The sequence below is a fragment of the Mycobacterium attenuatum genome, assembly GCF_900566085.1.
Taxonomy (GTDB): domain Bacteria; phylum Actinomycetota; class Actinomycetes; order Mycobacteriales; family Mycobacteriaceae; genus Mycobacterium; species Mycobacterium attenuatum.
This window is the reverse complement of the sequence record NZ_UPHT01000114.1, coordinates 41,859-55,723: the sequence shown is the minus strand read 5'-3', so window position 1 is coordinate 55,723 and position 13,865 is coordinate 41,859. Positions and strand designations below refer to the sequence as shown.

Annotated in this window: 12 protein-coding genes; 4 read left to right on the top strand and 8 right to left on the bottom strand. The window is 64.7% G+C overall.

Annotated elements, in window-relative coordinates; all coding sequences use genetic code 11:
* The first annotated feature begins 112 nt into the window (after nucleotides 1-112).
* A complete protein-coding gene (gene hemW, locus EET13_RS18780) occupies nucleotides 113-1,285 on the top strand; it encodes a radical SAM family heme chaperone HemW (protein WP_122443700.1) in 1,173 nt (390 codons plus the stop codon).
* Between the two features lie 7 nt (nucleotides 1,286-1,292).
* On the opposite strand, the gene EET13_RS18775 is transcribed toward hemW, so the two are convergent.
* The gene (locus tag EET13_RS18775) at nucleotides 1,293-2,528 is read right to left on the bottom strand and encodes a sodium-dependent bicarbonate transport family permease (RefSeq protein ID WP_122443699.1); all 1,236 of its coding nucleotides are present in this window, start codon (nucleotides 2,526-2,528) and stop codon (nucleotides 1,293-1,295) included.
* Nucleotides 2,529-2,817: 289 nt separating this feature from the next.
* Nucleotides 2,818-3,027 (bottom strand): hypothetical protein, encoded by a 210-nt coding sequence (locus EET13_RS18770; RefSeq protein ID WP_122443698.1) that lies wholly within the window; start codon nucleotides 3,025-3,027, stop codon nucleotides 2,818-2,820.
* A 467-nt stretch (nucleotides 3,028-3,494) separates the two neighbouring features.
* Here EET13_RS18770 and EET13_RS18765 point away from each other — a divergent pair, with 467 nt between their 5' ends.
* From EET13_RS18765 to EET13_RS18755, 3 genes are all read left to right on the top strand, one after another.
* Entirely contained in the window at nucleotides 3,495-4,790 is a 1,296-nt protein-coding gene (locus EET13_RS18765; RefSeq protein WP_244603995.1) for a salicylate synthase, read from the top strand.
* Nucleotides 4,791-5,003: 213 nt separating this feature from the next.
* On the top strand, nucleotides 5,004-5,780 hold the full coding sequence (locus EET13_RS18760) for a sigma 54 modulation/S30EA ribosomal C-terminal domain-containing protein (protein ID WP_244603992.1): 777 nt from the start codon (nucleotides 5,004-5,006) through the stop codon (nucleotides 5,778-5,780).
* Between the two features lie 70 nt (nucleotides 5,781-5,850).
* Nucleotides 5,851-6,867 (top strand): acyl-ACP desaturase, encoded by a 1,017-nt coding sequence (locus EET13_RS18755; RefSeq protein ID WP_122443696.1) that lies wholly within the window; start codon nucleotides 5,851-5,853, stop codon nucleotides 6,865-6,867.
* 15 nt (nucleotides 6,868-6,882) lie between these two features.
* Here EET13_RS18755 and EET13_RS18750 read toward each other — a convergent pair whose 3' ends face one another.
* The 6 genes from EET13_RS18750 to EET13_RS18725 form a co-directional block, all read right to left on the bottom strand.
* Nucleotides 6,883-7,818, bottom strand: a complete 936-nt coding sequence (locus EET13_RS18750) for a MerR family transcriptional regulator (RefSeq protein ID WP_122443695.1) — start codon at nucleotides 7,816-7,818, stop codon at nucleotides 6,883-6,885.
* A 15-nt stretch (nucleotides 7,819-7,833) separates the two neighbouring features.
* Nucleotides 7,834-9,336: a flavin-containing monooxygenase gene (locus EET13_RS18745; protein WP_122443694.1), complete on the bottom strand. Its 1,503-nt coding sequence runs from the start codon at nucleotides 9,334-9,336 to the stop codon at nucleotides 7,834-7,836.
* On the bottom strand, nucleotides 9,333-10,253 hold the full coding sequence (locus EET13_RS18740) for a ferritin-like domain-containing protein (protein WP_122443693.1): 921 nt from the start codon (nucleotides 10,251-10,253) through the stop codon (nucleotides 9,333-9,335). The genes EET13_RS18745 and EET13_RS18740 overlap by 4 nt, the downstream gene beginning before the upstream one ends.
* Nucleotides 10,254-10,285: 32 nt before the next feature.
* Nucleotides 10,286-11,146: an SDR family NAD(P)-dependent oxidoreductase gene (locus EET13_RS18735; protein WP_122443692.1), complete on the bottom strand. Its 861-nt coding sequence runs from the start codon at nucleotides 11,144-11,146 to the stop codon at nucleotides 10,286-10,288.
* A gap of 1 nt (nucleotide 11,147) precedes the next feature.
* Entirely contained in the window at nucleotides 11,148-12,137 is a 990-nt protein-coding gene (locus EET13_RS18730; protein WP_211186470.1) for an alpha/beta hydrolase, read from the bottom strand.
* 82 nt (nucleotides 12,138-12,219) lie between these two features.
* Nucleotides 12,220-13,818, bottom strand: coding sequence for a (2,3-dihydroxybenzoyl)adenylate synthase (locus EET13_RS18725; RefSeq protein WP_122443704.1), 1,599 nt, complete (start codon nucleotides 13,816-13,818; stop codon nucleotides 12,220-12,222).
* Nucleotides 13,819-13,865 lie beyond the last annotated feature (47 nt).

Here is a 13,865-nt window from a genome sequence, read left to right as displayed (position 1 = left end):
CGGCCGCCGGCACAGGTGGTCGCGGTGGCACAGGCGGGTCGGTGCTGGGCCAGAACGGCATGGACGGTGTCGGCTGGCCGGACCGCCGCGGCGTGCCATGCGAAGATTTGGCATGCCTGTTCGTGAGTCACCGGTCGAACTGCCCGGCATGCTGCCGAGCCCGGGACAGCCGTTCGGGCTGTACGTGCATGTCCCCTTCTGCGTGACCCGCTGCGGATATTGCGACTTCAACACCTACACCCCGGCCGAGCTGGGCGGCGTCAATCCTGACGCCTGGCTGCTGGCGCTGCGCACCGAATTCGAGTTGGCGGCAGCACGGCTCGGCGCACCGACCCTGAACACCGTCTTCGTCGGCGGCGGTACGCCGTCGCTGCTGGGCGGTGAGCGCCTGACGAGGTTGCTTCGCATGGTCGGCGAGTGTTTTGTGCTGGCGCCCGACGTCGAGATCACGACCGAAGCCAATCCCGAGTCCACCTGGCCGGAGTTCTTCGATGCGATCCGGGCTGCCGGGTACACGCGGGTGTCACTTGGCATGCAATCGGTAGCGCCGCGGGTGCTGGCCACCCTGGACCGCGTCCACTCGCCCGGGCGGGCCGCGGCTGCCGCACGCGAGGCAATGGACGCGGGCTTCGAACACGTCAACCTCGACCTGATCTATGGAACCCCGGGAGAGTCCGACGACGATCTGCTGCGTTCGGTGGACGCTGCGATCCACGCCGGTGTCGACCACGTGTCGGCCTATGCCCTGGTCGTCGAGGAGGGAACGGCCCTGGCCCGGCGCGTCCGGCGCGGTGAGCTCACAGCACCGGACGACGACGTGCTCGCCCGCCGCTACGAGTTGGCAGACGGGGCGCTGAGGGCGGCTGGTCTGTCGTGGTACGAGGTGTCCAACTGGGCCCGGCCGGGCGGCGAGTGCCGGCACAACCTCGGGTATTGGGGCGGCGGCCAGTGGTGGGGCGCCGGTCCCGGTGCGCACGGCTACGTCGGCGCGACCCGATGGTGGAACGTCAAACATCCCAACACATACGCGGAGTTGCTGGCGGGTGAGACGCTGCCGGTGGCCGGCTTCGAGGAGCTCGGCGCGGACGCGCGTCACACCGAAGAGGTACTGCTGAAAATCCGGTTGCGTCAGGGATTACCGATGAGCCGGCTCGATGCCGCCGAACGCGAGCGCGCCGAAGTGGTGCTCGCCGACGGGTTGCTGGCAACCGAGGGTGACCGGCTGGTCCTCACGGACCGGGGGCGATTGCTGGCCGATGCCGTGGTGCGCACGCTGCTGGGGTGATCCGCATTCACGCGGCGGTATGGAACCATTGCCCGACTAGGCGGGCGACCTCGATGTAGAGCGGGATCCCGATCGTGACGTTGTAGGAGAAGGTCAAACCCAGTGATGCGGCCAGTGGCAGCGTCGGGCTGGCCTCGGGAATCGCCAGTCGCTGCACTGCCGGGACGGCGATATAGGACGCCGCGCCGCACAGCACCGCGAACAACACGTAGGTACCGGGCTTGAAGTCGCTATTGGTCAGGTAGGCATAGGTGTGGGCGACCAGGATCCCCAACGTCGCAAAAAGGTTCGGCGCCACCAGGCCGAAGAAGATGAACCCCCGACCCGCCGTCCTCAAGTCCTTGAGTTTGCGGGATGCGGTCATGCCCATCTCCAGCAGGAACAGGGCCAGCACGCCCTGGAAGGCCGTCACGAAGAACGTGTCGTCGTCGTGGACGACCTTTTCACCTTGCAGTCCGCTGATGAGGCCGATGACGATGCCGCCGAGCAGCAGACACAATCCAGGATTGAGGAAGACTTCCTGCAGCAACTCGCGCGAGAACAGGGAGGCTTTGCGGCTGCCTTCCCCGGCTTCCTCCCAATCCGGGTGCTCCTGCTTTTCCAGCGAGAGCTCCAGCTCCTGCTCGATCCCGCGTTCGTTGCTGGCCTCGAGGGTTTCCCCCCGGGCCGGCCGCGCCGCCGTTCCCGGGCCGAGCGAGACCTTGGCCGGCGGGGTGTAGCCCGGCTCGTCGGGCATGTAACCGGCCTCGTCCATTCCGCGGTGCCGCAGTCGTGCCACGAGATACAGCGCCACCAGGCAGCCGGGAATCTCCATGACGGCCAACATGACCGGCATGTAGGCGTTGAAGGCGATGCCGACGCTGGTAAGCACTGCGACGCAGGTGGCGAAGGTGCCTGCCGAATCCGAACCGTAGTAGCCGGCCACCGTAGCGCGATCGACTCTGCGCATGGAACTCAGGCGGCTCAGCAGCAGATAAGCGATACCCCCGATGAAGAAGTTCAGCACGAATCCCACGACCATGAATCCGACGATGGTGCCGACGCTGGATGCGCTGATCTTGGCGAGCTCTTCGCCCCCGTGCCAGCCGATGGCCAGCAGCAGGTACATGGTGAGGCCCTGGTAGATCACATAAGGAAACTCGAACCGCACCTTGAGGATCGGGATCAAGAACCCGAAGTAGAAAAACAACAGCAGCGGTTTGAAAAGGTTATGGGTGAAATTCTCCCAGAACTCATGCAGCATTGGCGCCTCCCATGCTTCGTGCCGCGATCCAGGAAGCAACCACCTTCAGCGGAGCGACCGGGAACACCCCAGACAACGCTGAGAATTTAGCGAGGCAACGGCCGAACCGCTACTCACAACGTGCACAAAGTCCCAGGAAACGCGCTATTTTCAGGCACCTGGCGGCCCCCGAAACTGCCGGGTGGCGGTCTGCGGTGCCAATTGTGCTGGCAGGGCGCTGTCAGCGGCCTAATGGCGTGAGTTCAATGTGAATCGGCTGCCAATCTGCTGTGAAATACGAGTCGCGCCGTCAGCGTGCGGAAGAAACCAGTGAGGGCCGCACGCCGATGTCTCGCTTGCGGTGGGTCACCGTCCGCCACGCAATCGGCGAGTAGTGCGTCGTGGTCTCCTCGAAGCCGTCGACTTTGCATACCGTTAGCACACCGGTGTCCTGGTTGATCGAAAGCTCCTCGCTTTCACCATGGACTTCTTCGCCGTCCGCGAGATGGATCACGAACATGTGCAGGTCCTCCCTCGTGCTTGCTGCGGTGGGCATCAACGGTCACCGGCGGACTGTGACAGCCGTCAGGCAGTGATGCTATGGGAGCCGCACGCACAGCAATCTGTCGTTATGTGGCGCACAGGTAAACGATTGGTAAACATTTTGTGTTTCCGATGGCGTGCCTGAGTCCCCGGTGAACCCGGCCCACCGCCGGCTACCTGGCGAATCCTGCACTGCAGCGCGGGAGCGGGTACTCGCGGCGCCCTAACGCTGCCATTCGGCATGCCCGCGCCGGGCGGATCGACTCAGGGCGAGCAGTTGTTCGGATGCTATCTCGATGGCGGGTGTCGGGCCGGGGTGGCGGAATGGCGGGAGACGTTCAGTAGGTTAGGCTACGTTTACTAGTGGATTACTAGTGGTTTGCTAGTTGCGTGGAGGGGAGCATCGCGATCAGTACCGCCAGTACCGCTGAAGTGTCGATTCCGATGCCGGCCGACCTCGACCCGGCCGATCTTGCAGCCGAGCTGGTCGCCACCCTGTGCCAGACCCCGGGCGAGCAGTACCTGCTCTACGAATACGACGGACAATGGGTCCTGGCGTTTGGCGTGCAGGCGATGGTGGAGTTGGACAGCGATGAGCTGCGGGTGATCCACAACGGCACCAGCCGCCGGCAGAACTGGTCCGGCCGACCGGGATCGGTACTGGGCGAAGCCATCGACCGGTTGCTCTTGGAGACCGATCAGGTCTTCGGCTGGCTCGCCTTCGAATTCGGTGTCTACCGATATGGGCTGGCGCAGCGGCTGGCGCCGCGCACACCGCTGGCCCGCATTTTTTGGCCCGGTAGCCGCATCGTGATGACCAGGACCGAGATTTGCTTTGTCGGAGCCGGGGCACAACATCGCGAGGCGGTGCACCGCCTACTGCGCGACGGGATAAGGGAGGTGCCGCAATCCCGTGCCGTCGACGTGTCCGCGGACCCGTCTGGCTACCGCGACAGGGTGGCCACGGCCCGTCGTGAGATCTTGGCTGGCAGGTACCGCAAGGTGATCCTGTCTCGTTGTGTCGATGTGTCTTTCGAGCTTGACTTCCCGTCGACCTATCGACTGGGTCGTAGGCACAATACTCCGGCGCGATCATTCCTGTTGCAGCTTGGCGGAATTCGCTCACTCGGCTTCAGTCCGGAACTTGTCGTGTCCGTTCAGCCCGACGGCACCGTGGTCACCGAGCCACTGGCCGGGACCCGTGCGCGCGGCCGCGGCGCCGCGGACGACCTGCATGCCCGCCGTGACCTGGAGTCAAACGCCAAAGAGATTGTTGAACATGCTATTTCGGTGCGCACGTCATTCTGGGAGATTTCCCAGATCGCGAAACCGGGAACCGCGGCGGTCACCGATTTCATGACGGTGCGCGAGCGCGGGAGTGTGCAGCACCTCGGCTCAACGATCAGTGGGCGCCTAGACCCGTCGAGCGATCGGATGGACGCTCTGGAAGCACTTTTTCCCGCCGTGACTGCGTCGGGCATTCCCAAGGCCGGCGGGGTCGAAGCCATCTTGCGGCTCGACGATGTTCCGCGAGGATTGTATTCGGGTTCGGTCGTCATGTTCTCCGCGGACGGCGGCCTCGATGCCGCGCTGACGTTGCGGGCCGCCTATGAACGGGACGGACGCACGTGGCTGCAAGCCGGCGCCGGGATCATCGAGGCCTCGCAACCCGAGCGGGAATTCGAGGAGACCTGCGAGAAGCTTTCTGCCTTGGCGCCGTACCTGATTGAGCGTCACTAGCTCTGGCCGGACGCGGCCGGGCGCCCACAGCTGATAGCGGGCGGCTCGACGCCGTCCGATCATTCGGGCGAGGCCGCGTGCGCGGTGATCAATGACACATTGTCACAGGGACTTTCGGCCCTAGCGAACCGCGGGGTAGCCGGGGACGCTTCGACTCAGGCGAGCGGTTCGATCAGCCGCTCGCGGGAGACAAGAAAGCGGGGTCGCTGCGGCGTGTACGCGCTCAAGCCGTGGTCGGTGCGGGAATTCCCCGATGTGACGGTGCTTTCCGGGGCGCGGGTGTCGGCTTCGCAAGGGGAGTATGTGGCGCGCGCGGTGGGGCGTGTGCTGGCCCATCACGAGATCGCCGGGGGTGCTCGGGTTCGGCTGAAAACGGGACCGTGTGGCCGCGGGCCGATGGTCGTACAGGTGAACTTGCGCGTGGGTGAATTTCCGGCGCGGGTGCACGCGGTCACCAGTGGACTAGACGACCTGACACCGGCGTTGCTCCGGCTGGATCGCCACATCGTGCGGATGTACGAGCAGTGGCGTCCTCGTCCCTGGCCCGATCCAACCCGCCGGCTGATGACCATCGCCGGCGATGCGGTCGTGGTGCGGCGCAAATCGGTCGTCGTGCAGTGCAGCACGCCGTTGGAGGCGGTGGCGGTGATGGATGCCATGGACTACGACGCACACTTATTCACCGACGTGGAGACGGGCGAGGACGCGGTGGTCTACCGGGCCGGCCCGTCGGGACTGCGACTGGCTCGGCAGCGGCATGTCTATCCGCCGGGATGGGCATCGTCGTCGAGCTACTCGGGGCTGACGGTGCCCCTGATCGTGAACTCCCGGCAGACGATATGTCTCACCGAAGAGGCGGCAGTGCGCCGCGCCCACCAGCACCGTCCTAACTTGCTCTTTTTCACCGAATCGGCAACCGGTCGCGGCAACCTGCTTTACCCCCGCTACGACGGCAACCTTGGATTGATCACGCCGCTTCCGCGTGTCTGACTTGCGTGTAACCGAGATTCACAGATATATTCTCTGTTACTGAACGGCACACATAGCTGGGAGACTCCTCATGCCGAAGGAAATGACCAACCTACAGCTACTCCATGAGCTGGAGCCTGAGGTGGAGCAGCTGCTCAACCGCCATCTGTCGATGTTCAAGGAGTGGAACCCGCACGACTACGTTCCGTGGTCGGATGGAAAGAATTTCTACGCCCTCGACGGTCAGGATTGGGAGCCCGAACAGAGCCAGCTCACCGATGTTGCCCAAGTGGCAATGGTGCAGAATCTGTTGACGGAGGACAATTTACCGTCGTATCACCGCGAGATCGCGATGAACTTCAGCATGGATGGCCCGTGGGGGCAGTGGGTCAACCGATGGACCGCCGAGGAAAACCGGCACAGTACCGCGCTGCGCGACTACCTGGTGGTGACCCGGGCGGTCGACCCGGTCGAGCTGGAGAAGCTGCGCATGGAGCAAATGACTCGGGGTTTCAGCCCGGGCCAGAACCACCAGGGTGATATGTTTGCTGAGAGCGTGTTCGACTCGGTGATGTATGTCTCGTTCCAGGAATTGGCGACCCGGGTCTCCCATCGCAACACCGGTAAGGCCAGCAACGACCCCATCGCCGAGCAGTTGATGGCCCGGGTCTCCCATGACGAGAACCTGCACATGATCTTCTACCGGGATGTCAGCGCGGCCGGACTCGACATTGCGCCCAACCAGGCGATCAAGTCGGTGCACCGGATTCTGCGGAATTTCAAGATGCCCGGCTTCACTGTGCCCGAGTTCCGCCGCAAGGCCGTGATCATCGCCGTCGGCGGCGTCTATGACCCGCGCATCCACCTCGACGAGGTGGTCATGCCGGTGCTGCGCAAGTGGCGGATCTTCGAACGCGAGGACTTCACCGGCGAGGGGGCGTGGATGCGCGACGACCTCGCCGTGCTGATCAAGGAACTCGAGGAGGCTTGCGAGAAGTTCGAGGACTCCAAGCAGCGCTATCTCGAGCGTGAGGCTCGCAGGGCCGAGAAGATCACCGCCGATCGCGTGCTCAAGACCGAAGGGACGCTGACGCTGAGCAGGCGGTGAGCGCACGCTGGCTGCTCACCGCTTTTGCTGCCGCCCCGGCGCCGCCGCGATGTCCGATGACCGGTCGAGGTAGTCCGATAGAACGCGGCTGACCAGCGATTCGATGGTCGATTCGATCGAGGACGCCAATGTGGCGGTGACGGTCACGACGGCTTGGGCGCGGAAGCGGACCAGCATGGTGATCAGCTCCGCGAACTCGGCGTCCCCGGGCAGCGCCTCGCCCGGCTTGATGCGGTCCACGACGTGTTCGGCACCGGCGCGTACCAGCAACCCGCTGATCTCGTCCACCTTGGGCACGATCTGCTCGTGCAGGTCGATCAGCTTGTCCATGCTGACGCCGTAGCCGCGCATCTCGTTGAACGCCTCGATGAGCTTGGGCCGGGTGACGGTGGCCTGGGTATCGGCGACCCGGATCACCTGCAGTGCGACCAACCGCTCGAACGCGCCGACGTCGCCGACCAGGCGCCGGGCTTCGGCCAGCGGCATCGACTGTGGTTTCTCGGTGGTCCAGGTGCCGACGATGGCGGTCTCCAGACCGAGCACGTCACCGAGGTTTCGGCCCTCCTCCCATGCGCTGAGCATCTCCCGAACGTGGGCGATGGTGTACCCGCGCTCGAGCATCGAAGTGATCAGCCGCAGCCGGGTCAGATGAGTGTCGTTGAACAGCGCGATACGCCCGAGGCGCACTGGCGGAGGCAGCAGGCCGCGGTCGCGGTAAACCCGGATGTTGCGGGTGGTAGTGCCGGCCAGGCGCGCCAGGTCGTCTATCCGGTACTCACCCGATGCGGTGCCACCGCTGGGCTGCCGGACGGCGGCGTCGAACAGCTGTGCCACCGCGGCCTCAATGAACTCACGGGAGTGGCGCCGGACCCGATCGGGCGCACGCCGCAGGTTGTGCAGCACGCTGGAGATGGTGCCGGGCTCTGGTCTCGACGGTCGGTCGGTTGCCATGTCAAATACTGTGCCTCAAGCTGACGAGCCGGCCGGTGTGCGCGCAGCTGCTGCCATCGCGTGATAGTCCTCATACCGGAAATCGCGCATCTGGCTTAAATATTGGGTGGCAAAACCAGGGTACATGGAGCCGTTGAAACCGTCTTTGGTGAGATACCAACTACGGCAACCAGACATCCACGTGGTCTTGGCAAGGCGGCGCTGAAGGCGTTCGTTGTGCCGGCGCTGGACGTCCTCGCGCACATCAAGACAGCGCAGGTCGTTATCGAGAATCGTGGTGATGCCGTGTACCGCATAGTCGAGTTGACCTTCGATGAAAACCAGCAACGAATTGTGCCCCGGCCCGGAGTTGGGTCCGGTCATGAAGAACAGGTTGGGGTAGCCGTGGACGTTGATGCTCTTGTAAGCCTGTGCACCGCAGGACCATTCGTCGGCCAGAGAGCGGCCGCCCACCCCGCTAACGGGAAACGGCGGTCCGGTCAGGTGGACGTCGTAGCCGGTGGCGAACACGATGCACTCCAGATGGTGCTCGATACCGTCACTGGTTCGGATGCCCACGGGGCTCAGTGTGGCGATGGGCCAGTCGATCAGTTTGCAGTTGTCACGTTGCAGCGCGGGGTAATAGTCGCTGGAGATCAGCATGCGCTTGCAGCCGGGGCGGAAATCCGGGGTGAGCTGGCGGCGCAACCATGGGTCTTTGACTCGGGCGCGCAGGTGAGCGTGACCCAGCGATGCCACCAGCGAGGTCAGCGGGGTGTTCCACACCAGGGCCGTGGCGCTGGCTTCGTGGGCCCAGAACAGCGCCTGTCGTGCAAGCTGTTGGGCAACGGGGACTTTAGTGAACAACGCCTGCATGGTCGGTGGTGTGGCGACATCCAACCGCGGTAAAACCCAGCACGGGGTTCGCTGGAATACCTTGACGAAGGCGGCTTTTTTCACCAGTTCGGGAATGATCTGGACGGCGCTGGCGCCGGTGCCGATGACGGCCACTCGCTTGCCGGCAACGTCGTAGTGCTGATCCCAGCGGGCGCTGTGGATCGTGTGCCCTTGGTAGCTGTCCAGACCCCGGATGTCGGGAAAGCTGACGTCGGACAGCGGGCCGGAAGCCAATATGACGGTACGGGCACCAAACCGGTGGCCGCTCTTGGTGATTGCCGTCCAGACGCCGGCGTCCTCGTCGAATGTCAGTGCGGTGACTTCCTGGCCGAAGCGGATACGTCTGCGGATATCGAACCGGTCAGTCATGTCCTCGATATGCCGATAGATCTCCGGCGCGGGAGAGTAGCTGCGCGACCACGTCGGGTTCTTGGCGAACGAGAACGAGTACAGCAGTGAGGGGATGTCGCAGCTGGCGCCCGGATACGTGGTGTCGCGCCAGGTTCCGCCGACGCGATCGCTGCGCTCGACGATGACGACGTCGTCGACGCCCGCTTGGGCCAGCCGGATCGCGGCTCCAAGACCGGCAAAGCCGGCTCCGACAATGAGCGTCGCATAGGTGTGGTCGGAAGCCATGATCACGCGGCCGGGTTGTGGGTGAGTTCTTTGAACCAGCTGGGGATCGGCTTCAGGAGCGGCCTGGGGTAGCGATCCGACAGCCAGACCATGGAATTGGCGAGCAGATGATAGGGATGATGTGGGTTGACCACCATCGCGGCGTGCCGCTTGAGCACCTTGTACGTCGGAACCCGGGGCGTTTTCGCGCTCCGCTCTCCCAGCTGCTTGAAGCGCTGGACCGCGTTGTACAACCGCTCCGGTTCCATGCCCATGCCCGCCATCTCGTTGCGTATGCGATTGAGCAGGGGTATGTACATGAGCGCGCCGATGATCAGGCCCGGCGAGGCGACGTTGCCGGCGAACTCGATAGCCAGTCGGCGCGCTGTCGCGTGACCGATCATGTCGAGCACCTCGAAATCGACCGCTATGTGCCGTGACTCGTCATTGTTGATCTTCTCGAAGACCTGGTGGCACACTGGGTCCTCGACGCTGTCCAGCAGGAATTTCAGCAGGGCGCCGTCAAGCGCTACCTCGAGCATCGGGATAACGGTACCCAGCACTGACAGCGGCATGCCGTCGGCGTAGGTGTCGAGCCATTCGATGGCCAACCGGATGTTGACGTTGGGCTTGGGCAATTCGCCGTCATCGAGCATTTCCCAGCGCTTCATCAAGGCCAGCTCCGCGTTGGCGTGGCGCTGCTCTTCGGCGTGAAAATACCGGTAGATCTCGGCAATGGTGGGGTTGGGCGCCTTCTTGGCCAGCGCTGCAAATCCACGGGCGCCGATGTTTTCTATCCAGCACAAATCGGCCATGAACGCCTTGAGTTTGGGCCGAAATTCGGCACTGATGTTATCGGCGCCGGGTGCGTCCCAATCGATGTCGGCAAGCGCCCACTGGCGGTCCTTGATTTTGGCGAGCATGGTTTCCATGTCAATGGCCACCGGAGGCTCCCTTCCGTCCGGACAACGGGTATTCAGGCCATGGTTTTTCGCGAGATCAGACCGACCGCACGGGTATAGGCGCCCGGTGCCAGGCGTTTGACGTTCCAGCCGAGCTTGGCATCGAGTTGGGGCATGCAGTACAGATCACCCCGGTCATGGGCATCCAGGCAAACGCGTGCGACCTTGGCAGCCGAAAACCCGGTCCAGCGCATCAGTTTGGCGGCAAGCTCACTGGATTCCTCGCTGATGCGGCCGGATTCGACGATGTTGGTTTTGACGAAAGTCGGACACAAGACCGTGACTTTGACTGCAGTCCCAGATAATTCGGCTGCCAGCGTCTCCGACAGCGAAAGTACGCCGGCCTTGCTGACGTTGTAAGGTGCCATGCCGGCGGCCGCGGCGAACGCGGCGGCGGAGGCGACGTTGATGATGCCGCGTGGGGTTCGCGACGGCTCGGCATCGCGCAGGACGGGAGTGAACACATGGCAGCCGTGGATGGGTCCCCACAGGTTGATCCCCAGCACCCATTGCCAATCATCAAGGGGCACCTCGCCGACGGGGGCGCCGCCGGCACCGACGCCGGCATTGTTGATCACCAGCGTGGGCGCCGCGCCGAACCAGGATTGCGACTGCTCGGCCAAGGAATAGACGTCCTCGACCCGAGACACGTCGCAGCGGACCGCGATGGCTCGCGTGCCCCGTTCGATCAGCGTGTCAACGGTTCGCTGGGCGGCGGCCTCGTCGATGTCACTGCAGACCACCGCGCCGCCACGGCGGCCGAGCTCGAAAGCGAATGCCGCCCCGATTCCGCTGCCGGCACCGGTGACGACGGCCGAGGCGCCGCGGGTGGCGGCTTTCGACCTACCCAGCAGCTGGTCCAGCGTTCCCAGCATCTCAGACGGCCTGGGCATCAGCGTTGTCCAGCAACGAGTTTGCAATGAATTGCGAGGCGTATGCCATGGCCTTGGCTGCTTCGGGAGCCATCCGCGGCAGCGCCTGGAAAACGTGCATCTGATCGGGCCACACCTGCAACTCACAACTGCCGCCGGCGGCGCGAATGTCAGCGGCGAGTCGACGCGCGTCGGCCTCCAGTATCTCGGCCTGCCCGGCCTGGATCAGCGTGTTCGGCAGCACCGGTCCGCCGGCAACGTCGAGTCTGATGCGGTGATGGCTGGGGTCGACGCCCGCGTGATAAAGGCCGACCACCCGCGCTGCGGCAGCGGCCCGGACGGCTGGATCGGGCCGTAGCTGCTCACGCTCGGCCGACAGCGCGAACGTGAGGTCGATCAGCGGTGAGAACAGCACCAGCGACGCCGGCGGTCTAGCGGCGACGTCGGGCTGCAGCAACATGTCGACCGACAGATGTCCTCCGGCTGAATCGGCAACCATCACAACGCGTTCCGGCGGCAATCCGGATGCTCCCGGTAGCCAGTCCCAGCCGGCACGCACGTCGTCGGCGGCGGTGGGGAACCGGTAGCGCGGCGCCAGGCGGTAGTCGACGCAGAACACCGGCAGTCCCGTCAGCGACGACAGCCACGCCGTCAGCCGCCGGTGTGTCCGGGGTGAGCACATCGTGTAGCCGCTGCCGTGCACGTAGTAGATGGCACCGGTCGACCAACGCGTCGTCGGCGTGTGGGGCCCGAAAACCCATTCGCCGCGGACCCGGCGACCGTCTGGCAACACGGAATCGACGTATTCGACCCGGGTACCGGCCAACGAGGGCCCGAACGTTCCCATGAGCCGGGCGATGAGCTGACGCGTCAGCCACATCCCCCAGGCGCGCTCCGGCGGTATCGCGCCGGTGATCGTCGGCATGATCACCGTGCTTACTGCTACCGCAGTGCGGGACCGCAATGACCCGCGAGCCGGAACTACGTCCGTCATGAATCGCAGTCAATACCAAATGGTGACATTAGTCAATGGCAGCTTTGAGTGTGCGACGCCCGCCTCGTCGGGAACCGCGGAGCTATCGCCGCGCGAGAGCCTGGCGCGCGATGGCGTTCTTGTCGATCTTGCCGACCGGCGTGGTGGGCAGTGATGTCAGCGGCAATAACAGATCGGGCCGGGCGTGGGTGGCCACGCCGCGCTCGTCGAGGTAGCCGTTCAGTTCGGCAAGGGTGACTGGCTGGCCGACGAAAACAACTGCAGCACAGATAGTTTCGCCCAAAACCGGATCCGGCAGCGGAATTGCCGCAGCGGACCAGATCCCCGGGTGGCTGAGCAGATGCTCTTCGAGGTCGCGGGCGGAAATGGTTTCGCCGGCACGGCAGATGACGTCTTTGACCCGCCCGGTGACCACCAGGTAGCCGTCCTGGCGAAGGCGGACCAGGTCCCCGCTGCGATAGAAGCCGTCTGGATCAAAGCAGAGCTGGTTGTCATGTTCGGCGCGAAAGTAGCCGTTGATCGTGTACGGCCCGCGGGCCAGTAGTTCGCCTGCAGCGCCGGGTGCCACGGGATGGCCATCGGCGTCGACGATGCGCAGTTCGTCGGCGGCGCACAGTGGTCGTCCCTGAGTGTGTTCCACCACTTCGGGGGGGTCCTCGAGCCGGGTGAAGTTCAACAACCCCTCCGCCATCCCGAACACCTGCTGCAGGCCCGGGGTCAACGCCGTCCGAACCGCGCGGGCATCCTCAGGCTCCAGCTTGGACCCGCCAACTTGCAGGAGCCGCAGCGTCTTTGGAGTCACCGGCTCCCAATGGCAGGCTTGTGCCCACAATTTGGCCAGGGCCGGCACCAAGGCCGTCACGGTAACGCCGTGACGCTCGATCGTGGCGAACGCGGCTTCCGGGCTGGGGTCGGTGCCGAACACGACGGTGCCGCCCGCGCTCAGTGTCCCGAGAATGCCGGGGCATGCCAACGCGAAATTGTGGGCGGCGGGCAGCGCCACCAGATAGACGTCATCGCAGGTCAGTCCGCACAGCTCGGCACTGGCGGTGGCGTTGTAGACGTAATCGTCATGGGTGCGTGGGATGAGCTTCGGGGTGCCCGTGGTGCCCCCCGACACCAGCAGCAAGGCCGGTGCGGTGGTGTCGACCGCGAATTCGGGTGGCTGGCCGCCGGGCAATGCCGACCACGACAGGAAAGGACCGCCACTCCCATCGATGATGACGTGGCGCAGCTGTGGGTGCGCGGCCACCAGCTGCTCGGCCATCGGCCGGTAGTGGAAGTCGCCCGCTGTCTCGGCGACGACGAGACCGACCGCGCCACTGGTCTCGGCGAAGTGGTTGAGTTCGGCGAACCGGTGCCCGGGCAGGCACATCACCGCAATGGCCCCGGCGCGCAGCAATCCGAAAAGCGCGACGGCGAACTGGCGCGTATTCGGCAACTGCAGCAACACCCGGTCGCCGGGCGCAATACCGAGACCGGCTATGCCCGCGGCGGTTCGGTCCGCGAGTGCGTCGAGTGCGGAGTAGGTATGGCTGCCGGCGTCATCGACCACCGCAACGCGGTCCGGCCATGTCGACGCGGCCCGCCGTAACAGCCCATCAACTGTGTGACCGCTCCAGTACCCGCATTCGCGGTATCCCGCTGCACGTTCTGGACGAAAGGGGACGAAGCCCGGCAGCGACGCCGGTTGCGGCGGCTGGACAGAAGTAACTGGCACGCAATGCC